At 41.9% G+C, this 25,664-nt stretch carries 22 protein-coding genes and 1 pseudogene; 8 read left to right on the forward strand and 15 right to left on the reverse strand.

Annotated features, from left to right (window positions below; genetic code table 11):
- Positions 1–38: 38 nt before the first annotated feature.
- From CU053_RS00440 to cmk, 4 genes and pseudogenes are all read right to left on the reverse strand, one after another.
- A complete protein-coding gene (locus CU053_RS00440; RefSeq protein WP_233263291.1) occupies positions 39–1,193 on the reverse strand; it encodes a beta-ketoacyl-ACP synthase in 1,155 nt (384 codons plus the stop codon).
- Positions 1,194–1,195: 2 nt separating this feature from the next.
- Positions 1,196–1,780 (reverse strand): YqiA/YcfP family alpha/beta fold hydrolase, encoded by a 585-nt coding sequence (locus CU053_RS00445; protein WP_100551388.1) that lies wholly within the window; start codon positions 1,778–1,780, stop codon positions 1,196–1,198.
- A 6-nt stretch (positions 1,781–1,786) separates the two neighbouring features.
- On the reverse strand, positions 1,787–2,782 hold the full coding sequence (locus CU053_RS06580) for an AGE family epimerase/isomerase (RefSeq protein ID WP_325063822.1): 996 nt from the start codon (positions 2,780–2,782) through the stop codon (positions 1,787–1,789).
- Positions 2,783–2,812: 30 nt separating this feature from the next.
- A pseudogene (gene cmk / locus CU053_RS06585) lies at positions 2,813–3,481 on the reverse strand ((d)CMP kinase); the annotation flags it as partial.
- Between the two features lie 208 nt (positions 3,482–3,689).
- Between cmk and CU053_RS00455 the strand changes: the two are divergent.
- From CU053_RS00455 to mutL, 3 genes are all read left to right on the forward strand, one after another.
- Positions 3,690–5,876: a hypothetical protein gene (locus CU053_RS00455; protein ID WP_100551386.1), complete on the forward strand. Its 2,187-nt coding sequence runs from the start codon at positions 3,690–3,692 to the stop codon at positions 5,874–5,876.
- A gap of 120 nt (positions 5,877–5,996) precedes the next feature.
- Entirely contained in the window at positions 5,997–7,214 is a 1,218-nt protein-coding gene (gene coaBC, locus CU053_RS00460; protein WP_100551385.1) for a bifunctional phosphopantothenoylcysteine decarboxylase/phosphopantothenate--cysteine ligase CoaBC, read from the forward strand.
- Complete coding sequence (gene mutL, locus CU053_RS00465; protein ID WP_100551384.1) at positions 7,207–9,165, forward strand: DNA mismatch repair endonuclease MutL; 1,959 nt, start codon at positions 7,207–7,209, stop codon at positions 9,163–9,165. The genes coaBC and mutL overlap by 8 nt, the downstream gene beginning before the upstream one ends.
- Before the next feature lie 52 nt (positions 9,166–9,217).
- Here the strand turns inward: mutL and CU053_RS00470 are convergent, their stop codons facing one another.
- From CU053_RS00470 to rpsL, 5 genes are all read right to left on the reverse strand, one after another.
- Positions 9,218–10,120, reverse strand: a complete 903-nt coding sequence (locus tag CU053_RS00470; RefSeq protein WP_100551383.1) for a branched-chain amino acid transaminase — start codon at positions 10,118–10,120, stop codon at positions 9,218–9,220.
- A 437-nt stretch (positions 10,121–10,557) separates the two neighbouring features.
- Complete coding sequence (rpsJ, locus tag CU053_RS00475; RefSeq protein WP_456061811.1) at positions 10,558–10,881, reverse strand: 30S ribosomal protein S10; 324 nt, start codon at positions 10,879–10,881, stop codon at positions 10,558–10,560.
- 18 nt (positions 10,882–10,899) lie between these two features.
- On the reverse strand, positions 10,900–12,996 hold the full coding sequence (gene fusA, locus CU053_RS00480) for an elongation factor G (RefSeq protein ID WP_100551382.1): 2,097 nt from the start codon (positions 12,994–12,996) through the stop codon (positions 10,900–10,902).
- 15 nt (positions 12,997–13,011) lie between these two features.
- Positions 13,012–13,485, reverse strand: coding sequence for a 30S ribosomal protein S7 (gene rpsG / locus CU053_RS00485; RefSeq protein ID WP_100551381.1), 474 nt, complete (start codon positions 13,483–13,485; stop codon positions 13,012–13,014).
- 29 nt (positions 13,486–13,514) lie between these two features.
- Positions 13,515–13,889, reverse strand: a complete 375-nt coding sequence (rpsL, locus tag CU053_RS00490) for a 30S ribosomal protein S12 (RefSeq protein WP_100551380.1) — start codon at positions 13,887–13,889, stop codon at positions 13,515–13,517.
- Between the two features lie 215 nt (positions 13,890–14,104).
- Between rpsL and CU053_RS00495 the strand changes: the two genes are divergently transcribed.
- Positions 14,105–14,383 (forward strand): helix-turn-helix domain-containing protein, encoded by a 279-nt coding sequence (locus tag CU053_RS00495; RefSeq protein ID WP_100551379.1) that lies wholly within the window; start codon positions 14,105–14,107, stop codon positions 14,381–14,383.
- A gap of 96 nt (positions 14,384–14,479) precedes the next feature.
- Here the strand turns inward: CU053_RS00495 and CU053_RS00500 are convergent, their stop codons facing one another.
- Both CU053_RS00500 and CU053_RS00505 read right to left on the reverse strand, forming a co-directional pair.
- Positions 14,480–14,818 carry a YraN family protein gene (locus tag CU053_RS00500; RefSeq protein WP_100551378.1) on the reverse strand — a complete coding sequence of 113 codons (339 nt, stop codon included), beginning with the start codon at positions 14,816–14,818 and terminating at the stop codon, positions 14,480–14,482.
- Positions 14,819–16,837, reverse strand: a complete 2,019-nt coding sequence (locus tag CU053_RS00505) for a M3 family metallopeptidase (RefSeq protein ID WP_158106882.1) — start codon at positions 16,835–16,837, stop codon at positions 14,819–14,821.
- Positions 16,838–16,934: 97 nt separating this feature from the next.
- On the opposite strand from CU053_RS00505, the gene CU053_RS00510 reads away from it, so the two are divergent.
- From CU053_RS00510 to CU053_RS00525, 4 genes are all read left to right on the forward strand, one after another.
- Positions 16,935–17,579: a site-2 protease family protein gene (locus CU053_RS00510; protein WP_100551376.1), complete on the forward strand. Its 645-nt coding sequence runs from the start codon at positions 16,935–16,937 to the stop codon at positions 17,577–17,579.
- An 8-nt stretch (positions 17,580–17,587) separates the two neighbouring features.
- Positions 17,588–17,959: an Mth938-like domain-containing protein gene (locus tag CU053_RS00515; protein ID WP_100551375.1), complete on the forward strand. Its 372-nt coding sequence runs from the start codon at positions 17,588–17,590 to the stop codon at positions 17,957–17,959.
- Positions 17,960–18,118: 159 nt separating this feature from the next.
- A complete protein-coding gene (locus CU053_RS00520) occupies positions 18,119–18,652 on the forward strand; it encodes a TUL4 family lipoprotein (protein ID WP_100551374.1) in 534 nt (177 codons plus the stop codon).
- Between the two features lie 226 nt (positions 18,653–18,878).
- Positions 18,879–20,036 (forward strand): thioester reductase domain-containing protein, encoded by a 1,158-nt coding sequence (locus tag CU053_RS00525; RefSeq protein ID WP_100551373.1) that lies wholly within the window; start codon positions 18,879–18,881, stop codon positions 20,034–20,036.
- Between the two features lie 188 nt (positions 20,037–20,224).
- On the opposite strand, the gene apbC is transcribed toward CU053_RS00525, so the two are convergent.
- From apbC to CU053_RS00545, 4 genes are all read right to left on the reverse strand, one after another.
- Positions 20,225–21,298, reverse strand: a complete 1,074-nt coding sequence (gene apbC / locus CU053_RS00530) for an iron-sulfur cluster carrier protein ApbC (RefSeq protein ID WP_100551372.1) — start codon at positions 21,296–21,298, stop codon at positions 20,225–20,227.
- 66 nt (positions 21,299–21,364) lie between these two features.
- On the reverse strand, positions 21,365–22,009 hold the full coding sequence (coq7, locus tag CU053_RS00535) for a 2-polyprenyl-3-methyl-6-methoxy-1,4-benzoquinone monooxygenase (protein ID WP_100551371.1): 645 nt from the start codon (positions 22,007–22,009) through the stop codon (positions 21,365–21,367).
- Positions 22,010–22,044: 35 nt separating this feature from the next.
- Positions 22,045–23,400, reverse strand: coding sequence for a PAS domain-containing protein (locus CU053_RS00540; protein WP_158106883.1), 1,356 nt, complete (start codon positions 23,398–23,400; stop codon positions 22,045–22,047).
- A gap of 92 nt (positions 23,401–23,492) precedes the next feature.
- A complete protein-coding gene (locus CU053_RS00545) occupies positions 23,493–25,661 on the reverse strand; it encodes an SDR family oxidoreductase (RefSeq protein ID WP_158106884.1) in 2,169 nt (722 codons plus the stop codon).
- Positions 25,662–25,664: the final 3 nt, after the last annotated feature.

A 25,664-nucleotide genomic window follows, 5' to 3' on the forward strand; every position in this document is an offset into this window, starting at 1 on the left:
CTCAGTCCATCACATAAAACAATGACTATTGCCAATAATTAAACTGACGTTATTACCACCGAAATACTCATAAAGCAGGGCTTTTCCCAAACGCTTTTATCATTCGTTAATTGGATTGCCGATAATTTTGGGTCAAAATGATCATTGTTTACTTGTGCAGGTAACTTTCTCTCAGGGTTATATGCTTTCAAGAGTAAAAGCGCACATAATGCCATCTCCGTCGCACTTGCAGCACCCAAAGTGTGACCTGTTAGAGGCTTAGTTGAGCTGCAGCATACGCGATCCGCAAAGACTTCATAAATTGCGCAACTTTCCATCGCATCATTTTTGGGCGTTGCCGTCCCATGCGTGTTGATATAGGCAATATCCATGGGCTTAATATTGGCGTCCATGAGTGCATTAAGCATCGCTTGTTTTGCCCCTTTGCCTTCTGGGTCTGGGGAGGTGATATGATAGGCATCAGAAGTCTCACCGCCGCCTAATAACTCAAGTTCGCTTGAATGCTTACTTAAAATAAATAATGCCACACCTTCTCCAATATTAATGCCATCCCGATTTTGCTGAAACGGCTGGCAAATACCACTTGAGATAGAATCTAGCGCATCAAAGCCATTTAGTGGCAATTGCGATAAGCTATCGGCTCCACCAACAATACACAAATCACACAGTCCTGCCTTGATTAGGTGTTTTGCGGACATAAATGCTTTGCCACTGGAAGAACAGGCAGTTGAGATCACATAGGCAGGACCTCGGGCAGCTGCAAGTTTTGCAACAAACTCCGCCATTGTGCCAAATTCCTGCTGATGATAATGAAAACTCCTTGGCATTTGCCCTGTCCTGGCATAATGCTGATAAGCCATCTCTCCTTCTAAAATGCCTGAGGTACTTGTGCCTAAGATCACGCCTATTCTTTCTGGATTCATCTTGTGTGATAAATCTTCATAGGCGGACTTTATTTCCTGAAATGCTTTAAATAGCAATCGATTATTATGACAGTCAACCTGCTGATATTGCTCTGGCAAACTCGTTAGCTGAGCTGTCACTTTTCCCACATAGGTTTTCCTGCCACTAAAGAGCGCATCATATGGAATCAGCACTGCGCGATTCGCCAGTAACGCCCTGGCAACTTCTTCTTTACCATCACCTAGCGCATTGATCACAGCAAAATCATTAATATAGACATTATTTTTCATATTCAATAGTCATTTGTTTGCCCAAAGGAAGTCATGGACAAAAAGGTTGAAATTTGCCTAAAGCTCACCTCAATATCGCTATACGCGTGACCTTGCCCCGTCTTAATATCGATATTCGCACCTGCAAATACCTGTTTAGCAAATTGTATGGGTGTTGTCATATCATCCTCCTGCAGCAATACCAGGTAATTTTTCAAATCTTTCAACGTTTTTGGCATTGCATTAACCAGCATCATCGCCTCTTCATACACATGCTGATAGGCAGGAGTTTCCGCGATCAAATCAAGGCGTACGGCGGGATTAATTAAAACCACCTTATCAACATCATCACGAAGCTGCTTTTGCAAATGCGCCATATAGCCGCCCAGGGAGCTGCCGATAATTACTTTGTGCCTGGCGTTCGTTCTTGTCAGCAAGCGATCAATTAAGTCGAATGCTTCTTTGGTCGTCGCTGGCAATTGTGGTGCTTCTATGATCGCGTGAGGATACTGTTGCTTTAACCATACTTTAAGTTTTTGCGCTTTTGGGGAATCAGGGGAGCCCTGAAATCCATGTAAATATAAAAAATAAAGGCTGCTATTATCCATTTTTCCTCACAACATGTACTGCCAACAATTAATCAAATGATAGCCCGTGGTCGATTTTATCAAGTTAAAACCAGGATTACCTGAATAATCGACGTACTCAACAGGTAAATCATGATCGATAAAGGTCGCACTGAATGTATCAAACACTGAGGCTAAAGACGCAGATTGTCCGCTCATTGCCAAGTAACGCATATACTCCAGCATCGGCCAAATGCGATATGGCGAGGTTTGTTCATTTTCATGCAGATTGGGTCTCACGTATCCCTTCGCACTCAAGCCTTGCTTTAAAGTCTGCTCAAAGAGGGTTTTATCATCATCCATCACACTGATATCAACACCTAAACTCTTCGCTTCGGTCATTAAAGAGCACCACTCAAAGCTGTGTCCTGGCTCAAATATTTCAGGTTGCTCTTCAATAGAGTACTCACGTATCAGTTTTTTTTGTGGATCAAAAAACAATACCATGATCTTGCGATACAAGTCTTCGGCTTGCGCTTTAAATAAAGTTTCACGGGTATGCCGAAAAGCCATCAAATAGCCTTCAAACAAGTGCATCAGTGCATTTTGACCAATCACCCCTGTTTCACTTCTTAAGCGACTAAATTCGTTTTCGATAAATTTTTGGTGAATGCGTGTGTGAACATTTAAAATGTCCTCCAACAACGCTTCCTCCTTAAAATTGCCATACAGCTCACTTAGCGAAAACAACAAAAAGGCGTATTCATACGGATCGTTGTCATTTTTGCAGAGCTTGTCTTTGTACCAACCCTGGCTAACTGAATCAAAATATTCATTTTTGATCATCTGATATAGCTGATAGGCTTTATTAAGTCCCTCTGTTGTATTGGTTAAGCGTGCATATGTTAGTAAATAAAACATGCCGCGCGTTTGGCACAATAGTCTCGTGCAATCTGCGTCAATTTCATGGGGTTTATCCAAAAACTCTGGCACATAACCCAAGTGCTCAATATTTTTAATAAGAAGCTGGTAATAACACTCCATCCAGAGCTGAATTGCCTTTTGCCTGTTTTTCAATTCAATTGCCGATAAGATTTTATCGAATACCTCTCTGATGCCCAAGTGACCTGTATCGATAATCCACGCATCTTCTGCAGGTCTTAATGGTGCCACGACCCTATTTCTATCTTGCCTGTCCCGCGCCTCTAACTGCGCCAAAATCTCGTCATAGTCTGCCTTTTCACCTTTTACTGCAAGCTCGTCAAAACGTCTCTTTGCACGTATTCTGCTATTTGCTTCAAGAAAAAATTTATGCTTGGCATGAGGAAATACTACCGTTCCCATATCTCTGCCATCTGCCACAAGTCCATTCACACCTTCTGCAAAGTCCTTTTGACACTGCATTAGCGCATCTCTTACCACAGATATTTTTGCAATCTTAGAAGCCATCATTCCTGTTTGCTCTTCGCGAATGCGGCTACTAACATCAACTTCATCCAAATAGGCTTTTGTCTTATCTGCCTCAACCGAGAAACGAATATTCAGCTGCGCTAGCTTTTTTGCCAACATACGCTCATCATCCAATGGCAACTGGTGATCTAACACATAAAGTGCCGCCAGTCGATAAATTGCACCACTGTCTAGCAGGGCATAATTGAACTTTTGTGCCAATAATCGTGACAATGTGCCCTTACCCACACCACTGGGTCCATCAATCGTAATAATTTCTACTTTATTTGGCATATTTCTAACCTTAAACTCAAATGCCAAGGGCATTCAACAATATATCTATGAAGAATTTTGCGCCCAATTCTACTATCTATTGTTGAAGAAACCAAACTATACCCATCGCAAATCATGGTCGCCTCATTAAAATTTTGCCCATGGCACTACCTTGTAGAATCTCGTCAACTATACTTTTTGACATATGGATTATCAGGATCTGCTGAACATGAATAAAACGGGACATCGTGAACAAGGCAGTGTACTACTGATAGCACTCATCATTGTTGCTGTAGTATCAATATTATCAGGTGTTATTTTGTATATGCTGAAAGTCAGTATGGTGCAAAATCAGGCGATTGAAAACTACAATAATGCGCGCAATGCTGCGTTTTTATCTTTAAAAAATACGATGGAAACAAATGATTACCCCTACACCAATACACCTTTAAGTCCTGTTGTAAAAAATTATACTTCAAACGCTGAAAACATTACCGTGACTAGTACGGTACCTGTGGATTTAAATGATGCTATCTTTCCCGATCATGCGGCGCTTAATAACGCCTCCGCCGTGTTGCAATATGGTGTAAATATACGGGTTACTGCACAGGCACAACACCAGATCGAATACGTAGCTATTGTCAATGCGCCCAGCCAATACAGGCAATTAAATGATTTAACATCGCAAGCAATACAAAATGTGAATATCCCTGCAGTAATTTTGACTAACTTGAATGCTTTACAAAAAAACGCTAACAATACGATAGATGACGGGCAGGCAGGATTTCTAGGGACTATCAGTGTGGATAACACAGGAACCGTTGGGGCAGCTGGTTCTGGTAAACAGCTGAACTATAGTCCAACCACGGGAGGGAGCCATAGTTTAGAATTTGCAGATAATGGGAATTACAAGCTCGAACAAGGCTGGTATTTAAATGCTGGAGCTTGGCATTGGCGTTTGATCATCTATGAGGGGGCGTATGCTTACTATACGGAGATAGCTTTATCTACACTGAAAGCTCAGTCAGGGAGTTTTGCTAATTTAGCCTGGACGCGCCTTCTTGTGCAAGACATGCTAAGCTCCCCCAATCAATATGACTCAAGTAAAGAATATCCAGCAGGCAGTTATGTGAACTATGCTGGGCAGATTTTTGTGGCGTTAAGTGAGGTCAACACAGGTCAGAATAAAGACCCTTACAGTAATTGGAGCCAATGGCGATTAATCATCCCATTTGGTACCTATCCAGCATGGAATGCGGATGTCCAATACTACAAAGGTGATATTATTACGTACAATGGTGTCAAATATGTTGGTACCATGAACAATGGGGTCGGGAAGGGGGATCCTCCCAGTAATGGCTGGGCAGTGGCGCAGTTTAATCCTGCGCCTTGGCAGAATCAAGTTTATGATCCTGGTGAGTTCGTAACTTATGAGGGCTATACTTTTGTCAACGTCCATAAAAGTGTCGCGAGCAAAACACCATTTGAAGAGAGTGACCGCTGGAGGGTTGTTTTACCAGAGAATAGTCAGCCACTGGCTTATGATCCCCATATTTATTACACAGAAGGTTTTAAAATCAGCTATAAGAATAATATTTTTGTAAACACCCAAGGGACAATGGAAAGCCCTGATTCCTCTCAGGCTAATCGGTGGCTTAAGATTACGACACCGATATATACAATAAAATGGATCAATATCTTTAATCTCATTTATGGTTTTACCCTCATTCAAACTACCGATGGTACTATTAAAGGGTTCATTTTTGATAATGTGGGGAATCAGGCGAGTGCGGCAGTGGAGTTAGTGACACTCTCAGATGTGACTCATGCCTATATTTTACCTATAGATATCAGAGCGAATCAGAATGTAACCAGGTTACTGTTGTTTCTATCCGTGGCTTCGGGACTTAAGCATATTGTTGACATCACGTTAAATTCACAAGCTCAGATCACAGCAAGCACGATTATTTACACAAAAGATGATCCAGAGGAACAACTTAGCTATGTTCCACAGGTTTTGTTTAGAGATGAAAGTAGCCATTTTTTGGTCGTGCCATACCAAAGCTACATCGAGATTTATGTCTATCCCTCTTCATCAACTACACCTTCGGCTGTTTTAAATCGATCAGTTAGTTTTCCAGGGGAAACGCTGAAACAAGTCATTCCTTTTCAGGGTTTTGTAATGGTGATTACCGAGAGTAATAGCAATCCTCCTAATGGTTTTGCCCATTTTATTGCCTTGAGAGTTAATAAGGAATTTGCCACTGTCAATCTAAGCTCAACGACTGGCGTTTATATAACTTACAATCCAGTAACGCAACAAACGCGACTTAACACTTCAACAGACTCAATCGGGATCGAAATTCAAGATGCGCCTATGCCTTATGGCGTGATTGGAGTGCGGGCATTGCAATAACAGCTTAGTACCATACCCCATAAATAACACCAAAAGTACTCCTGTGTTTGCGATGGGTATATACATTCAACTTCTTATCTTTTACTATGACTGCTATTTGTTGTATCTATTTCAAAAATAATGAAAAAAATCCTCTTGTGCGTTACTGGCAGTGTGGCAGCCTACAAGGCTCTGGAATTGACCAGGCTTTTAACCAAGGAAAATTATGAGGTGAAAGTCATATTAACCAAGGCAGCCCAAGAATTTGTGACGCGTTTAAGTTTTGAAGCGCTTTGTCAGCACAGAGTTTATGATGATTTATTCCGCTATACCGACAACCCGATTGAGCATATTGAACTCGCTCGCTGGGCGGATCAGATTGTGATAGCACCAGCTTCGGCAAACACCATTGGCAAACTTGCAGCTGGACTTGCAGGTGATTTACTCGGGAATGTCGTATTGGCAACCGATAAACCTGTTTATATTGCGCCAGCCATGAATAAACTGATGTGGCAAAATAGCATTGTGCGGGAAAATTTAGCCAAACTTAAAGATAGAGGATGTGTGGTGCTTCCCCCAGACTCAGGCGAGCAAGCCTGTGGCGATGTTGGCGAAGGTCGCTTAATGGAGCCCGAAGCAATTGTAAAAAATATTTTCCATGCAATAGCAGAAATTGATAAAACAGTGCTTATAACTGCAGGACCAACGGTCGAGCGACTCGATCCTGTGCGCTATATTTCCAATCACAGCTCAGGGAAAATGGGTTATGCTTTAGCACAAAGTTTTGTACATTTGGGCTGGAGAGTGATCTTGATTTCTGGACCAACTCAGCTTCAGGCTCCCAAAGGAATAACCTTGATCAGGGTGAAAAGTGCCGATGATATGTATAAAGCGGTGCACCAATATATTGTGGATGCCGATATATTTATTGCCGCAGCGGCGGTGGCTGATTATCGCCCTGAAACTTATGTTGAGAAGAAGATTAAGAAAAAAGAGGGCGAGGAGCTTCTATCGATCAAGCTTGTCAGGAATGAAGATATTTTAAAGAGCGTATCATCGTTAACGCATCATCGTCCGTTGTGTGTTGGATTTGCCGCTGAAACCCACAATGCCAAGGAGAATGCGCTGAGTAAAATCAGTAGTAAAGCCCTTGACTTTTTGGTGCTCAATCAAATCGATAATGAAACTGGTTTTCCCTTTTATAGTGAGCAAAATCAGGTACAGGTCTATGATCACCTGCATCAGCTTGTATTGGATTTGGCGCGGATGTCAAAAAAAGAAATCGCTCAAGAGATTGCAAAACTATTGAATAGGCAAATACTGAAAAAAGAAATTCAGACGGAATTAAGCTATGAATAGACGGATAAAAATATTACCGACAGAGCTCGCCAATCAAATCGCTGCAGGTGAGGTGGTGGAGCGACCGTCGTCAATTGTCAAAGAGTTATTTGAAAATGCGCTTGATGCAGGAGCCACTGAAATCACTCTTGAACTTGAGCATGGAGGCAAAGAAAAGATTTTAATTCGCGACAATGGGATGGGCATAGCCAAAGAGGATCTGCCATTAACCCTTATGCCACATGCAACAAGTAAAATTTATTGCCTGGATGAATTAGAAGCGATTGCAAGTATGGGCTTTAGGGGAGAGGCGCTTGCCAGTATTGGCTCAATTGCTAAAGTAAAAATTACCTCAAAAACGCAAAGCGACTCGCATGCCTGGTGCTTGGACAACCAATTGGGCGATGATTTAATTCCTGCCTCTCATCCTGTTGGCACCACGATTGAAGTGTCAGAGGTTTTTTATAATACGCCAGCACGGCGTAAATTTTTAAAAGCTGAGCGCACCGAGTATGTGCACATTGATGAGTTACTGAAGAAATTCATGCTGTGTCATTTTCATATGGCTCTCACCATTTTGCATAATGGCAAAGAGGTGAAGTCCTATCCAATTGCGGATACGCCGCAAAAGCAGCAGCAACGGATTGCCGAGATTTGTGGCGAGGAGTTTATTGAAAATGCGCTGATGATCCAAGAAGAGTCTATGGGTCTACAATTGCATGGTTGGGTGGCGAAACCACAGTTTTCAAAGTCGCGTGCGGAGTTGCAGTATTTCTATGTCAATGGTCGGATCATCAAAGATAAACTCGTTGCGCACGCAATAAAGCAGGCCTATAAAGATGTACTACATCACCAGCTTTATCCAGCGTTTATTTTGTTTTTTAGTATAGAGCCCTCGGCTGTGGATGTGAATGTTCATCCAACAAAGCATGAAGTACGTTTTCGCGAGTCGCGTTTGGTACACGATTTTTTATTTGCCAAAATTCATCACGCATTGGCGCAAACTACGCCGAAAAATGTTGAAGAAAGCGGATTGGCAGATGACTCCAAGGACGTTTCAACACTTTATGAGCAAGCTTCTAAGGAGAAAAAGGAATTGACACCAGCTTTTCAAACAGCTGGTTTTACGATAAAACCGCAGCAAAATCATACAAAGAGCATGTCGTTGTATGAGCAGCTTATCGCTAAATCCAATGGCGATACAGGGAAAAACCAGGTCTTTACAGCCACCACAGGCTTATCAGGTGCTTTAAAAGAGGTAGATCAATGGCAAACGGCGACTCAGCTGGCTATGCCATTAGAAATTGACCCAGCAGATCAGCTGACTAGAGATGGCGAAAGTGCGGCTAAAGTACTTAATGAAGCACAACCCGTGACAGAGGTAAAAACTTACCCTTTAGGCTTCGCCATTGCACAGGTTCATGGAATTTTTATTCTCGCACAAACCGAAGATGGGTTGATTGTGGTTGACATGCACGCCGCTCATGAGCGCGTGTTGTATGAGAAAGTTAAACGGTTGTGGGCAAACAAAACCCCTTTCTCGCAAACGCTATTGTTGCCATTGACATTTGAATTAAGCCCACTGCTATTGGATGTGTTACTAGAGCATGAAGTGCTGTTGAATCAATTAGGGTTTGATTATTCAGCCTTGGGGGAAAAGACCTTGGTTGTGCGTGAAATCCCAGTGTATTTGAAGAATAATGATATTCAGACCCTGCTTTTAGACATTGCAAAAAGCCTTGAGCTAGGCGGCAAAACCAAACCGATGGAAGATTACTTGCATCAAATCCTTGCGACGATGTCTTGTCATAAAGCAGTGCGCGCCCATGATCAAATCACGCTTCAAGAGATGAATCAGCTATTGCGTGACATGGAAGGGACGGAACGCGCAGACCAATGTAACCATGGCAGACCCACATGGGTCAAGCTGACGATAGTGGACTTGGATAAGCTCTTTATGCGTGGAAAGTAGGGGCGAAAAATCTTTCACCCCTTAGTGTGCCATTAGGTTATACAATACGCCCCTAAACATAGGTCAGAGCATCTGATGCAACGATACCTTGAGTAATTTCGGCAAAACATTTTTTGATATGTTTCGTTACTTCACCCGTTTCACCATGCCCTGCGATCTTTTGATCATCAACACTGCGGATTGGGGTGATCTCAGCCGCAGTACCACTGAAAAATGCCTCGTCTGCCTGGAGAATATCTGCAACTTTAAAGTAGATTTCATGGACTTTATAGCCTTGCTCTTTAGCAATCTGAATGACTACTCTACGCGTGATGCCATCCAAAATAGTGCCCAGCGGGGTGGTGAAAATTTCATTAGCTTTAACATAGAAAATATTTTGTGCCGCACCCTCAGCGACATTACCATCAGCATCTAGCAGTAATGCCTCATGGTAATGCGTACCACGAATTTGCATACTAGCCAGCATACTATTGACATAATGTCCTGAGATCTTTGCATCACATACGGTCGATTTTGGATGAATTCGAATATATTGACTGACCATCACATCAACGCTTTCAGCCCCCAAATAACGTCCCATTGGCAAACACCAGATAATAACCTCAATCGGGTGTTCTGGTTTGGGTAACACCCCAACGCTTTCGGTGTTACCATAAAAAGCCAATGGTCTTATATAGCAAGAATCAAGCCCGCTTTTTTTAACAGTATCAATCACCGCTTGACACATCTCATCAACCGTATATGGAGGTTTCATCCCCAATGCTTTCATTGAGTAGTCAAAGCGCTGCATATGCTCTTTAAGCTTAAAAATGGCAGTGCCCTTAGACGTTTTATAGGCGCGAATCCCCTCAAAAACAGCTGAACCATAATGTAGCGCATGCGTCATGACACTGATTACCGCTTTTTCTTTTTCAAAAAATTGACCATTCTGCCAAATATATGTCTGTTCGCTCACTTGCGTTTATCCTCCAAAAAAATGCTACAAAACTCACTAAATGTGATCACTAAAACTTGATTGTAAATTACCAAAGAAAAAACAAATTGCCGCCTACCAGCGAGGCAGTCGCAGAGACAGAGTAAGAGGGGAAAGCGCCAAAGGCAACGAGTGCTTTTTTGCTGTTTTCGACATCACAAGCCTCCTGCGCTTTTTAATGACAACCGAAACAAGCTACCATCATCGCCAGCGAAGCGCAACCGTAAGATAAATGTTTTTACTTTTTAATGTCTTGAGAAAGATGGTTATTTACGTTTCGGCATTGACCGTATTGCTGCCCGCAAAGGCGCATTTAATACGCCCCTACGTTTATTCATAAAAATTTCAGGCATAAAAAAAGCGACTCAAGGTCGCTTTTCGCAAGAAGGCATTGTATTGCAACAATGCTCAATTTAGTCTCAGTTTAAGCTGATCTGTACATCAACCCCCGCAGCCAGATCAAGTTTCATTAGGGCATCTACTGTTTTTTCAGTTGGCTCAACGATATCGATCAAACGCTTGTGAGTTCTGATTTCATACTGGTCACGAGCATCCTTATTAACGTGTGGAGAAATCAGTATCGTGAAACGCTCTTTACGTACGGGAAGAGGGATAGGACCTCTTACCTGCGCGCCTGTTCTTTTTGCTGTTTCAACAATCTCTTTAGTTGATAGATCAATTAATTTATGGTCAAACGCTTTCAAGCGAATGCGAATGCGCTGGTTACTTATATTTGTTGCCATTTTATTTCAACCTTCTAGTTATGAGTTACGCTTTTTAATGATGTCTTCTGCAATATTATTTGGCACTTCTGCATACTTTTCAAACTCCATAGAGAATGACGCACGCCCTTGAGAGATTGAGCGTACATTCGTTGCATAACCAAACATCTCCGCCAATGGCACCAAAGCATTGACCACCTTACCACTTGGATTTTCATCCATGCCAGAGATCATGCCGCGACGACGGTTTAAGTCACCAATCACATCACCCATATACTCTTCAGGCATAACCACTTCAACTTTCATCAAAGGCTCCAGAATCACAGGCGACGCTTTTTGTGCACCCGCTTTGACAGCCATTGAACCCGCGATTTTAAATGCCATCTCAGATGAGTCCACATCGTGATATGAACCATCATAAAGCGTTGCTTTCACATCAATCATAGGATATCCCGCAATGACGCCGTTCTTCAATTGCTCTTCAATCCCCTTACCGACGGCACCGATATATTCTCTAGGCACTGTACCACCAACGATCTGGTCGACAAACTCAAAGCCTTTACCCATTTCTTGCGGTTCCAACTTGATCCATACATGACCGTATTGACCACGACCACCAGACTGGCGAACAAACTTACCTTCCGCCTCAACTTTTTGCTTAATTGTTTCGCGGTAAGCTACTTGTGGGTTACCTACATTCGCTTCTACTTTGAACTCACGCCTCATACGATCAACAATAATCTCCAGGTGAAGTTCACCCATTCCAGAGATAATCGTTTGACCTGATTCCTCGTCCGTATGTACGCGGAAAGATGGATCTTCTGCTGCTAGACGACCCAATGCTAAAGACATTTTTTCCTGGTCTGCTTTTGATTTTGGCTCAACCGCCACTGAAATTACTGGCTCTGGGAAGTCCATACGCTCCAGTGTGATAATTTTATTCTCATCACACAACGTATCCCCTGTTGTCACCTGTTTCAATCCAATACATGCCGCAATATCACCCGCACGGACTTCTTTGATTTCATCGCGCTTATTGGCGTGCATTTGAACGATACGACCGATACGCTCTTTCTTACCTTTTACTGGGTTATAAACAGAGTCACCTGATTGCAGTACACCCGAGTAAACACGGATAAACGTCAGGTTACCAATAAATGGATCTGCTGCTAATTTAAATGCAAGCGCTGCAAATGGCTCATCATCGGAAGATTTACGTGATGCTTCTGTACCATCTTCTAACTCGCCACGAATCGCAGGGACTTCATTTGGCGCAGGAAGATAACGCACCACACCATCAAGAACTGCCTGAACGCCTTTATTTTTAAACGCTGAACCACAGAATGCCAATACGATTTCGTTATTAATCACACGCTGACGTAATCCCGCATGAATCTCATCATCGGTTAGCTCTTCACCTTCAAGGTATTTATTCATCAATACTTCATTAGCCTCAGCAGCTGCTTCAACAACCCCCTGGCGAAGCTCTGCAGCGTGCTTATGAAGCCCAGCTGGAATTTCTTCTAATGTATAGGTTAAGCCTTTATCTTCCTCGTTCCACATGATTGCTTTCATGCGCACAAGGTCAATAACTCCTTTGAATTCTTCTTCAGCGCCAATATTTAGCTGCATAGGCACAACAGTCGCTTTCAAGCGCGTTCTGATTTGACCCAACACGCGCTCAAAGTTGGCTCCCGCTCTATCCATTTTGTTCACAAATACGATGCGCGGAACGCCATATTTATTTGCCTGGCGCCACACCGTTTCTGATTGTGGCTCAACACCAGAAGAACCACAGAAAACAACAACTGCACCATCTAATACGCGCAAAGAACGCTCTACTTCGATCGTGAAGTCCACGTGTCCTGGGGTGTCGATAATGTTAATGCGATGCTTGTCAAACTGTTTATCCATACCTTGCCAGAAAACAGTGGTCGCAGCAGAGGTAATCGTGATTCCACGCTCCTGTTCCTGCTCCATCCAGTCCATTGTTGCGGTACCATCATGCACCTCACCAATTTTGTGAGAAACACCTGTATAAAACAACACCCGCTCGGTGGTGGTTGTTTTTCCCGCATCAACGTGGGCACAGATGCCAATATTCCTGTATTTACTAAGTTCTGTCGCTCGTGACATGAGTTTTCTCCAATCTTACCAACGGAAATGAGCAAAAGCTTTATTCGCTTCTGCCATTTTGTGTGTCTCTTCACGCTTCTTAACAGCGGAACCACGACCTTCTACGGCTTCCATTAACTCAGCTGCAACACGATAAGCCATGCTTTTTTCTTTACGCTTACGCGAAGCATCAATAATCCAACGCATTGCCACCGTCATTTGACGCTCTGGGCGAACTTCAACAGGAACTTGATAAGTAGCACCACCGACACGGCGTGATTTTACTTCAACCATGGGAGCGACCGCTTCTAAAGCTTTCTCAAAAACTTCAGGTGCTTTTTCACCAGCTCTTTTGGCTTCGATTTGATCAAAGGCTCCGTAGACGATTCTCTCAGCTACAGATTTTTTGCCTGATAACATGATATGATTGATAAATTTTGCAACGATCTCGCTTTTAAACTTCGGATCTGGCAACACTTCGCGCTTTGGTGCTCGATTTCTTCTAGACATTTTATTTTCCTTTAAATAAAAAATTAAACTTATGCTTTAGGACGTTTGGTACCATACTTGGAACGCCCCTGCTTACGGTCTTTAACGCCTGAAGTATCAAGCGCACCGCGAATTGTGTGATAACGCACCCCTGGTAAGTCTTTTACACGACCACCGCGGATTAAGATAACGCTATGCTCTTGCAAGTTGTGACCCTCACCACCGATGTAGGTGGTTACTTCAAAACCGCTTGTCAATCTCACCCGCGCTACTTTTCTTAACGCTGAGTTTGGTTTTTTGGGGGTTGTTGTATAAACACGCGTACACACTCCACGTCTTTGAGGACATGCTTTAAGTGCTGGTACTTTGGTTTTTACAACCCTTTTTTTGCGCGGATTGCGCACCAACTGGTTAATAGTTGCCATTATTTACTCCGTAGTTTTTTAAACATCTGATCTTTGCTAAATATAAAAAGACGCGGCATTATATACAAAAGGCATGCCAATTTGCAAGAAGTGGATTTGGGTTTATTCTGATTTAACAGAGTTTCTTGCAAAATTATCTAAATTTTAATCAATTCAAACTGGAACCAATGTAATAATATTGAGGTGATGATACGAATGTTGATGCGAGTAAATTCATGGATGACTTGTTAGGTGGTGAGCTGACTATTGGTGAGGCGATTTATACCATAAGGGTAACAGAATATGCTGATTTAAAACAATCTGAGTTTGCGGACAAAATCGGAGTTTCAAAAAGCTACTTATGTGACTTAGAACACAACAGAAAGAGCATAAGCATTGCAAAGGCTATTGATGTAGCCAATAAACTAGGACAAAGCAAAAGGTTTTTTGTAACTTTAGCAGTGCAAGACTCGTTAAGAAGGAATAGCTTAAAGTATAAGGTTAATCTGGCTTAGTGGGGCTGCTGAATAGTTATCACTAAGCTGTTGATTAAAATCCGATTTTTCGATTTTTAAAGAATCAAATCCCCCTTTGCTCTTTCAATATCAGGCTTAAAAAGCCGCTTTCACCCACTGAATTTCACCCCCAGTAATACCAATAACATCAAAGCGGCATTCAGCATTCTGATATCGTGTATAACGCTGAAGGAAAATCTCCGCAGTTTTGCGAATCTTTATTTGTTTGGTTTTGCTCACCATGTCAAGTGCTGTGCCAAACTCAGCACTTCTTCTTGCCTTCACCTCAACAAATAGCACTATACCATCAAGGACGCCAATGAGATCAATCTCACCCAGGGGGGTTGAAAAATTCTGACAAATGAGGCTAAAGCCATTTTGCTGTAAAAACTGACATGCCTGCTCTTCTGCATTTTGCCCTATTTGGCGACTCATCTACATAATTCCATTGTGGCGCAATAGTGCATCGATTGTTGGTTTTTGCCCTCTAAAGGATTCAAATAATTTAGCCGCAGGCTCGGAGCCTCCCTTTTCCAGAACTTCACGCATAAACTTCAGCCCTATTGATCTGTTCAACACCGAGCTTTGAGATTCAAACACCGAAAAAGCATCACTTGACAACACTTCTGCCCACTTGTAACTGTAGTACCCTGCGGAATACCCCCCTGCAAAAATATGTGAAAAGCTATTTTCAAAACGATTATATACAGGGGGATTTATCAATGCCGTGGAATTTCTCACCTCTTCTAGTACTTGGTGAATATCCAAATGCTCAACCTCTGCCTGATGCAGTTTCATATCAAATAATGCAAACTCCAATTGCCGCAACATTGCAAGCCCTGATTGATATCGTCTTGATTGAATCAGTTTTTCAAACAAGGATCTCGGCAAAGACGCTCCCGTTTCAATGTGACAAGACAATAAACCCAAGCCCTCCTCACACCAGCAAAAGTTTTCCATAAACTGACTTGGTAACTCCACGGCATCCCATTCCACACCATTGATTCCGGATACAGGAAGATGTTCTACTTGCGTCAAAATATGGTGTAGCGCATGACCGAACTCATGAAATAACGTCAATACATCATTATGTGTTAATAGTGCCCCTTTATCCGCTTTTGGCGGCATAAAGTTGCAGGTTACATAAGCAACTGGAATCTGTATGCTTTGATCCAGACGCCTGTACCGCGTGCGACATTCATCCATCCAGGCACCATCACGCTTATGCTCTCTGGCAAATAAATCAACGATGATCGCTCCTCTTAAAGCATGACTTTCATCATAAAATTCATATAAAGCTGTCTCAGCCTGGTAACGATCCCAGCTCGCCACCTCACTTGCCCTAATTCCATAAAGTGATTCAATGACTTTTAGCAAACCGTGGGTAACATGAGCTAGCGGGAAATAAGGGCGCAACTCTTCAGCCGTAAAGCTATATTTAGCCTTCTTCATTTTTTCACTATAGTAGCTAACATCCCAGGACTTAAGCTCTTTGCCATACCCTTCACTCTCAACAAATGCTTGAAGTTCCCTAAGTTCTTTTTGCGCTTGCGGCTTTGCTTTCTCACACAGATCCTTTAAAAAATGTATGACCTCATCCACTGAACTCGCCATTTTGCTTGCCAAAGAGACTTCAGCATAGTTTCTGAATCCTAAAAGCTCAGCCTCTTTTGCCCTTAACTGCATAATTTCCTGCATGATTGGTGCATTATCGAAACGTTTATTTTCTGCCTGATCTGATGCACGTGTCACATACGCATGATAAAAGGCTTCACGCAATTGACGATTGTCAGCTTGCTGCATGACCGAAATATACGTTGGCGCATCAAGTCCCAGACAAAACCCATCCTTCCCTTGCGCCTTGGCTTTTTCTCTAGCCTGTGCTTTAGTGTTGACCGACAACCCATTAAGCTCTTTTTCATCTTCGGTCCAGTAATGCCAAGCCATCGTTGCATCAAGCACGTTGTTCTCAAAATCACTTTGGATTTTCGCAAGCCTTGTGGCAACCTCCTCAAATTGACTGCGCTTATCGTCATCAAGATCAACGCCAGAGAGCTTAAAAGCACGAATGGCATCTCCAATGGCCTTAATCTGTGCTAAATCCAGCGTTTTATCTTCCTTTAAGATGCGCTGATATGCTTCCAGCATGCGCCTATCTTGTGCGGTTTGAGTTGAATATTCTGAAATTTTCTCTACACACGCTTGAAAAACCTCGCGCAATTTGGGGGTGTTTTTGACTGCATTTAAATGCGCCAAAGGACCAAACGTCTTAGAAAGCCTGTCTTCTTCTTCCTCCATCGGATAAATGAAGTTATTCCAGGTTAATGCTTTTTGTTGCAGTAAATTTTCTTTTAATTCTCTACAGCGCCGTATACAAGTCTCTACCTCAGCTTGTGCCTGATTAATATCCAGTGTAGAGAAAACAGGCAGGTCTAAATTAATAACATTTCTCATCGTATTTTTATTCCTTTGGCATAACTTCTTCATTCTGGTTGTGCTTTATAATACACTGATTCCACTGTGAAGAAATACGAAAAAGTATCAATCAATAATGCCCGCTGACCTCACTACTTACCTTAATGCCTTTGTAATGTTTATCATCCCTATGCTATTTGCCATCACACTGCATGAGGCAGCGCATGGGTTTATTGCCAAACTTCGAGGCGACCAAACGGCTTATCTTATGGGGCGCGTGACACTTAACCCCATTAAGCACATCGATATTTTGGGAACGATTATTCTACCCACTGCCATGTTTCTATTAGGAACAGGCTTTCTTTTTGGCTGGGCAAAACCTGTTCCTGTTAATTTCAGCCATCTTAAAAAGCCGCGCCAAGACATGATTTTAGTGGCAATCGCAGGACCACTTGCCAACTTTGCTATGGCGATTATGTGGTTTTTATTATGGAAATTTGTCCCTAACTTTGGCTTCCACCAAATGGCACAATTTGGTGTTGTACTGAACTTAATGCTGATGGTGTTTAATCTACTGCCCATCCCACCTCTAGATGGCAGTCGCGTCGTTAGCGCCCTACTGCCCTATAAAGCCACTTTGCAATACAATCGCCTTGAGCGCTGGGGATTTCTAATCGTGCTGCTCTTATTGTTTATCCCCTTTGGTCAGTCAAATTTACTTGCAAGCATACTGATCCCAATCATCAACAAACTCTATCAGCTCGTTCAGTTTATCTTTTGAGGTTAAGAATGCAATTAGCACATGAAAAACCAGACACCGTGATTTACGTAAAACATTACCAGCATGGACAACTGACGCTACCACAAAAAATCCTTCATAACAGCGTTATTATTACCCCTGAAATGATCCTTCAGGAAAATTGGGGTGTGCGAGATATTGATAAGCTTGACGTTCATGAGCTTTCAGGCTTTATTGGATTTGACGCTAATATTTATCTCCTTGGCACAGGGAGGACGATCCAAATCCCCAAAGATGAGATAATAATCGCATTCGCGCGCTTAGGGAAGTCGCTGGATTTTATGGACTCAGCCGCGGCATGCCGCACATTCAACATTCTTGCCAATGAAGGACGCAATGTGGTTGCTGCAATTATTGTATAGCCTGAATTTACTCACGGTGATCCCTGCAAAAAGTCAACTTCCTTTCATTCTCCATTAATTTTTAGATAACCTAACTTGATATCCCTTTACTACCTGCCCTGATTAGGATTATAGTAATCAGGGATTTTTATATGTTCAACACAATAGAAGGAAGAAAAAATGAAAAAACTCAATCTGCTTAGCATCATTTCAGGTACCGTTTTACTATCAGCGTGCGCAACTCCGCCTAACACGTCAGCGCCTGCTTTAGCCAACGAAAAGAGTGAGGCTGGCGCTCATGCGATGATGGGAGCATCAGAATTATTTGATAGCGCAGAAGCAACAGAAACGACTCATGACACTACATTACCCACCTCAACAGTTAAACTAAGTGCTAAAGACGGTCGCTTAACTGCTAAAGTGTATACGGATTGGAATGGAGCAAAACAAGGCACTTTAAGACTTCACTGGATTGCACCAAGCGAGTCACATTGCATGAGCACTACTTTCCCAATTATGAAATACAAAGAAGCAAGCGACTACTCGTGGGCTTATAGAACACTGCAACATGAAAGTGCCGATGGTTCTATCGCTTGTCCTGGTGTGTGGAAAGCAGAAGTGCTTTACACTCCAACCAAAGTCGTTGTGGGCAAGACCGAGCTTAATGTCTCTGCTGAAAGCACACTGACGCCAACTAAAGCGGCAACTAAATAGTTTTTTGACAAGTCCTTGGTATTCTTTGCCTATCCAGAAAAATGGGCTTAGGCAAATTTTCCGCCCAAACAAAAGTCACGGTCATTCCCGCGAAGGCGGGAATCCAGCTTTTAAATGACTCCTGCAACCTCGCATAGGGTGACAGTGGGCGGGAAGATGGTCGGAGCCGAAAAATGACTGATCCAGTAAAAATTTAAGAGCGCAAGCAACCTCGCAAGGATCAGTTATGCACGCACTCAACAAAAACACAATAGACGCCTTAATAGACATCCACAGTTACTCACCACCTGAACTTGATGTCAAGAAACATTACAACTCGAGCTACCAACATGTCTTACTCACTGGTGCCAACGGCTATTTAGGCGTTCATCTAATTGATGAGCTGCTTAAACACACAGACGCTTTGGTTTATTGTGCAATTCGAGCAGAGTCAATATCAGAAGCCCAGAAGAAACTCGATCTTAACCTACATCGCTATGGCTTCTTTGAGCATACAGCCAACCCGAGGCTTTATATTGTTTTAGTTGACCTGGCTAAACCGCAACTTGGATTAGAGGGTCTAAAATGGCAGGCAATGTGTGAAACCATTGACGCCATTTATCACAACGGTGCGTACGTCCACCACCTGCAAACCTACGAGCGCATGGCTCCCACTAATGTCGGCAGCACAACGGCAATCATTGAACTGGCAAGCCAAATAAAACTTAAACGCATTCATTTCATCTCAACTAAATATGCTGCGGTTAATTGCGTGTCAACCATCGCCAAAGAAGGCATGCCTACTATTGCGCCTATTCATCCTGATATTAGCTTCGGCTATACCACCACTAAATGGACAGCTGAATGGCTATTGTGGAAAGCACAAGAAAATGGCATCCCTGTTGATATTTATCGCTTGGGTCAAATCACAGGACAATCGACAAGTGGCAAGAGTAATTATGAAAAAAACAATTTAACTCATTTTATCTTGGGCTGTATCGACATGGGTTATGCACCTGATTTACAAGCACAGCACGAGATGATTCCAGTTGACCAGGCTGCCAAGAGCATCATATCTCTGTCTTTGCTGACATACCAAAAAGCCAATGGCTGGAACCTCGTTAATAATTTACAAATTACGCATGGTGATATCTTTACGATTATCAATGAACTCGGTTATTCTATCAAAAAATTGCCACCTATCATTTGGCGCGAAAAACTCCAAAAAATTGATCAAAGTAACCCGCTTTTTCCCTTAATTTCTTACTATAACAATGACGAAACGATGCCTTTTATCACAACAGAAAATCACAAAACCATGGTCGCATTAAAAAAGCTGGGCATCAATATTACTGAAGATTATCACGCGCTTTTTAAACGCTATCTTCACTATTGGCAGAGATAGGTTTGGATTGTAGAGACGGGTTTGAAACCCATGAAACCCTGGAAAGTATCTATCAGTGCAAGATAGCAAGCTAGGGGTCAGGTCTGAAACCTGACATTTTCGAATGCGCGCCTGAGCGTAAACCCACTTCACTTGCACCAAAAAAAGTTACCTACTTCGGCTAGTGTCAAATTTCAGGTCTGACCCCCTCATTCGCTAAATTCAACTTTAACTCCGGGCATATTAATCATCATCGCCTTCGGCAACTGGGCAATATCAACTGCCAGTTTTAATGCGATGTCAGCATAGGCTTTAGCAATCCTTGAATCACTATTTATTGCACTGGGTTGACCACGATCAGCATCTTCTCTTATGGCAATGTCTAAAGGTAACGCACCCAGTACTGGAATGCTAAACTGCTGGCACAGCTTATCTGCTGCCTGTTCTCCAAAAATATGCGACTCATGCCCGCAGTTTTGGCAGGTGTGTGTACTCATATTTTCAACAACACCCGCAACATAAATATCAAGTTTATTAAACATAGCTACCGCTCTTTTGGCATCAATAAGCGATAAATCCTGTGGGGTTGTAACGATGATTGCTGCGGTCAATGGAATTTTTTTAGTCATCGTCAGCTGAATATCACCCGTGCCTGGAGGCAAATCAATAAAAAGATAATCAAGCTCACCCCAATGGGTGTCATTGAGCAATTGCATTAAGGCACCCGAAACCATGGGACCGCGCCAAATAATTGCTGAATTCTGATCGACAAGATTGCCCACAGAAATCATTTTGACCCCGTGACATACAAGCGGCTCAATTTTTTTCTTATCATTCGTCACTGGATTGTTAATATTCCCCATAATAAGCGGCTGGCTTGGACCATAAATATCGGCATCCAAAATCCCAATTTTCGCCCCCATCCGCGCAAGAGAAATGGCTAAATTAGCCGTTATCGTTGACTTACCAACGCCACCTTTTCCTGAAGCCACGGCAATAATATTCTTAATTCCTTTTATTGGCTTGATACCTTGCTGCACCTTGTGCGTTAAAATCTCATTATGAATCACAAATTCAAAGGCTTGATTCATATTTTGAGCATATAAATAATCGCTTAGCTCTGAGGTAAGCTGCTCAATCTGCACAGTAGTTAATGGAACCCCCGGTTTTATATGGACATAAGCAGCTCCATCTTTCTCAATGACTTGTATCGAGTCTAAAAACACCGATGGAGATAAGCCAAAAATAAGCTGCTGATAAGCTTGTAAACACTGCTGTAGCATAAGAAACAAATAATAATTTAATTTAGATTTGCCGTAGTCTAACGCCAAGGCGCTTATTTTGCCAGGTTAAATTCGATATGCCAGGCTTGTCATGACTTTTGATTGCGCTTTCATTACCAGCTTTGCCCATAGTGGAAATTCAGCCCCCCCAGCAAGTTTAGCTTTGTCAGCGTGCTCTTTTTCATCTTTATACATCTGCGTTAAAATAACTCGTGATTTTTCATCTTGCACTGGAAGTTCGCTTAAATGCGCCTCCAAATGTCGCATGACTTGCTTTTCAGTTTCAATCACAAAGCCATAGCTGATCTTATCACTAATAAGCCCAGCTGTAGCGCCAATGGCAAACGATCCGATATACCATAATGGATTTAATAAACTCTTCCTGGCGTCAAGATCCTCTAGTCTGCCTTCACACCAGGATAAGTGGTTATATTCTTCCTCCGCAGCATGATGTAAACGCGCTTTAGTTTCGATCGATTTAGCTACAAAAGCCTGACCACGGTACAGCGCTTGCGCGCATATCTCACCGGTATGATCGACGCGCATAAGCCCTGCAACATGCTTTGACTCTTTGGCACTCAACGTTGATTCGTCAACTTCATGAGCAGGTGTTTCCATTATTGGGTTTTTAGCAGTCAGCACAACAGATTTCACAAAATGCTGCAGCTCCCCCAAACATTGATCTAGAAAAGAATAACGGCGTAATGGCATAATTTACTTCTTATCGGATCTTCCTCAGATACCTTTCATTCAACTAAAAAAAGCTCAGGCTTTTTACCCTTGCCGTCATCCTCCGTTTTACGAAATGGCAGGGTAAAAGAGAAGTAGCGACCTTCAAATAAATGTTCATTAAGATCTTCCCCGCCACAGAGTACGTCTGCATAGTGCATGGCTAAGGATACATCATACGCAAAATCATGCTTATCAAAGGCAACACGCGTTTGCGATTTATACACCATGTGTTCCGCACGGATCTCGTCCTCCTCCACTTCTACAAAGGGCAGGGGACCTTTAAAGTCAAAGGTCACGTAAAGTATATCATGATAGCCGTCTTCAGCGGTGATGCTTAAATGAATATCGTCTTTGCGTCTTTTTTTATCAATACCTTTGGTGTAGTTAGCAAATAAAGTCCTCAAAATATGCTGGAGTTTTCTATAGTCAACATCGAGCTTTTGTTTTGACTTTTCATCCATCTCATATGACACTTTCACATCAAATTCAGCACTGATGCAGGACTCGGCAAGACCCACTTCAGTTTTAATCAGATTTTCCATGCGCAGTGGAATCTCATGTTTCTGATCAAAATACTTGATATTTTCTTCTGCACCAATAACGGTGCTATATAGCTTGTGATACATGGTGTACAGCTCAGACAGGCTTTCGTTCAGGATATAGAACTGATCATTGAGATCGTACTCAAGCTTGGCTGCAATATCGAGCCGCTTGAGTCGATGCTCAATCTCCGCGACTGCATTTGAAACTGCTTTAATAGAATCTACCCATTCGTAGCCTGCAGACTTCAGATAGCTGTGCTGAAATTGCAGTTTTTTCTCCAGCTGGTTTTTCTGGCGAATGGTTTCTTCCTGAAGTTTTTTGCGTTCGGTGATGTCAGTTGAAATACCACAAACACCAAAAATATTCTTATTTTCATCGTATAAAGGAGAAAGCACAACATCAAAGAAAACAGTTTCGCCAGTTTTTGGATTGACAACACTTTCTTCGCAGTGTATTTGCTTTCCAGTTTGAATCACGCTTTTATGGTGAGCAATAATTTCCTCTGCCATTTCCTTGGGATGATTTTCCAATGGAGTTTTTCCTAAAACATTTTCAAGTTTCACGCCTGCACTTTTGAGTATAAACGTATTTGCTCCTATCAGTTTATGATTTAAGTCGCACCAATAAAAACCGCCTGGAATCTTTTCAGCAAACTCTTCGAATAAATGTTGTTGAAAGGCCAGTTGTTTTTCCAATTGCCCTTTTTGTCTTTTACGTTCGGTAATGTCAACAGAGATTCCACACGTACCGATAATGTTTTTATTTTCATCATATAATGGTGCAATAGCTGCATCGAACACTTTGGTTTCCCCTGTTGTTCTATCCACAATTGACTCCTMTCAATTGATTTTAATYTGCCCAGTAAATGGGCTCTGGTAAAATATCAGCAAACTCTTCAAAAGGCGGCATTTTTTTGCTATTACTCATTTGTACATATCTCCATGTTATCAATGTATTTAAAATATGGATTATTTAACCATAAAACCAGTGCTTTTTGCCATGTGAACTTCAGGCTCTGTAAAATCTTCGCTGTTTTATCCTGCAATATCAATAAGTCAAACTTACGCGTAAGCTCCTGATTTTCTTGCCAGCCCATGCGTAGCAAAAAACGCCGAATTAAATCACAATCACCATTGTGTTGTAAATAACAAATTAACCGATCAATAAAATTTTCAAAGCTGACGGTCGCAATAGAATTACCTTCTGCWTCAAGCATCTGAGATAATTGCACCAGGTGCGGATTAAATACGTGATGGGTGCGATTACTTAAATCCTGTTTATCAAACATTTTAACAATAGCTGTTGCGGTTATATCAGCAGGTGAAATCTCGACCTCATTCATATTATCAGCAAGGCAGCCTAATTTGCGGATAAAGGTAATATAGGTAGCAAATGCGTTATCTTTAACATCTTCCTGTACCTTGCCATTTTGCTGCATAAACGCTAGGTTCCCAACGCGATAGATATTGCTGTTGATCCCTTTTTCACGCCACTTAATCGCATTGATCTCACCCAGGTATTTCGTTTTGGTGTAAGGTGAGTTCCACTCGCCATCTATCGTTAATTCATCATCTTCAGTAAGGATAGTTTCACTATCGTTGGTAATGCCTGTCATCACAGAGTAAGTCGAAATATAATGAAAGTCTTTTAGGTTGGTCAGCTCACAAAGCTTAAGTAAATGAATCGTTGATTTTACATTAGCATTATAAAATACCTGTTCAATACCATAGTGTTTTGCTAATGCAGCACAATGGATAATGCTATCGATATTCTGGCTTAGTTGATAATATTGATCATCTGATACGCCTATTTGTTTTTTTTCTAAATCACAGGGAATATAAACGATACGATCACCAAAATTATCTTCCAGAGATAGATCAAAATAAAACTGATATTTATGTGCCATACGCTCTAGAGCGTGTTGTTTATCTTTAGCTCTAATACAAAGATAAATCCGATAAGGTGTTGAAATTAGTAATTGGTTTAATAAATTGCAACCCAAAAATCCCGTCGCCCCTGTGAGCAATACATTGTGAATTGGTTTTGTTGTGTAAGGTATATTTGGCATGCTGGCGACCTCTGCCAGATATCGTTCCTTTTTAGCTAAAGATGCTTTATCCAATGGTTTATTAGCGTAGTTAGCATAATTGTGTTTAATTTGCTTGAGCTTATCAATCAGTAAATCATGGCTAATCTCACGATTTTCTGCCAATTTTCGCGGGGTGCGTAACTCAAATAGCTCAGATACCTGAATATTAAAGTTTGCCTGTAAAATCATCGCTAATTGAATGGCTTTAATCGAGTTACCACCGAGCTTAAAGAAGTCATCATCTATGCCTATTTTTTCAATCAACAAAACATTTGAAAAAGCCTGACAGACGATTCTCTCCTGTTCCGTCCTTGGCTCAATATAAACTTGAGCGCTTTGAAATGAAATCAAAGGCAAAGCATTAATATCTATTTTGCCGTTAAGGGTTAAAGGAATATTATCAATCTGTACAGCAGCAGCTGGCAGCATATAATGCGGCAGCTTTTGAGTAAGCTCCTCTATTACAAGCTCAGGACTTATCTGCTGGTGAGCAGTGTAATAAGCAAAAAGATACTGCTCATCATTAATCGCTCGATTAATCACAACTGCTTGTTCAATTCCTTTGACCTGGGTTAAAGCATTTTCAATTTCAGAGAGTTCAATTCTAAAGCCTCTGATTTTAACCTGAGTATCCTTGCGCCCAATATATTCTAAATTGCCATCAGGCAGCCATCTGACCAGATCACCTGTTTTATAAAGCCTATCATAGCCATTGTCTTTGTCAGTTTCAGTGGCAAAAGGATTGGTAATAAACTTTTCAGCGGTAAGTTCAGGTTGGTTTAGATAACCACGTGCGAGTCCCGCGCCACCAATATGCAATTCACCAATAACCCCAACGGGAACTGGATTATTGTGCTTGTCGATAACATAACATTTAGTGTTATTAATGGGTCTGCCAATATTTTTAGCCAAACGGTTCGAGTGATAATGGTGCATAGTAGCACATACCGTCGTTTCTGTTGGACCATAAGCATTGATAAAATTTCTCTCTTTCCCCATTCG

Source organism: Caedibacter taeniospiralis (assembly GCF_002803295.2).
Lineage (GTDB): Bacteria > Pseudomonadota > Gammaproteobacteria > Francisellales > Francisellaceae > Caedibacter > Caedibacter taeniospiralis.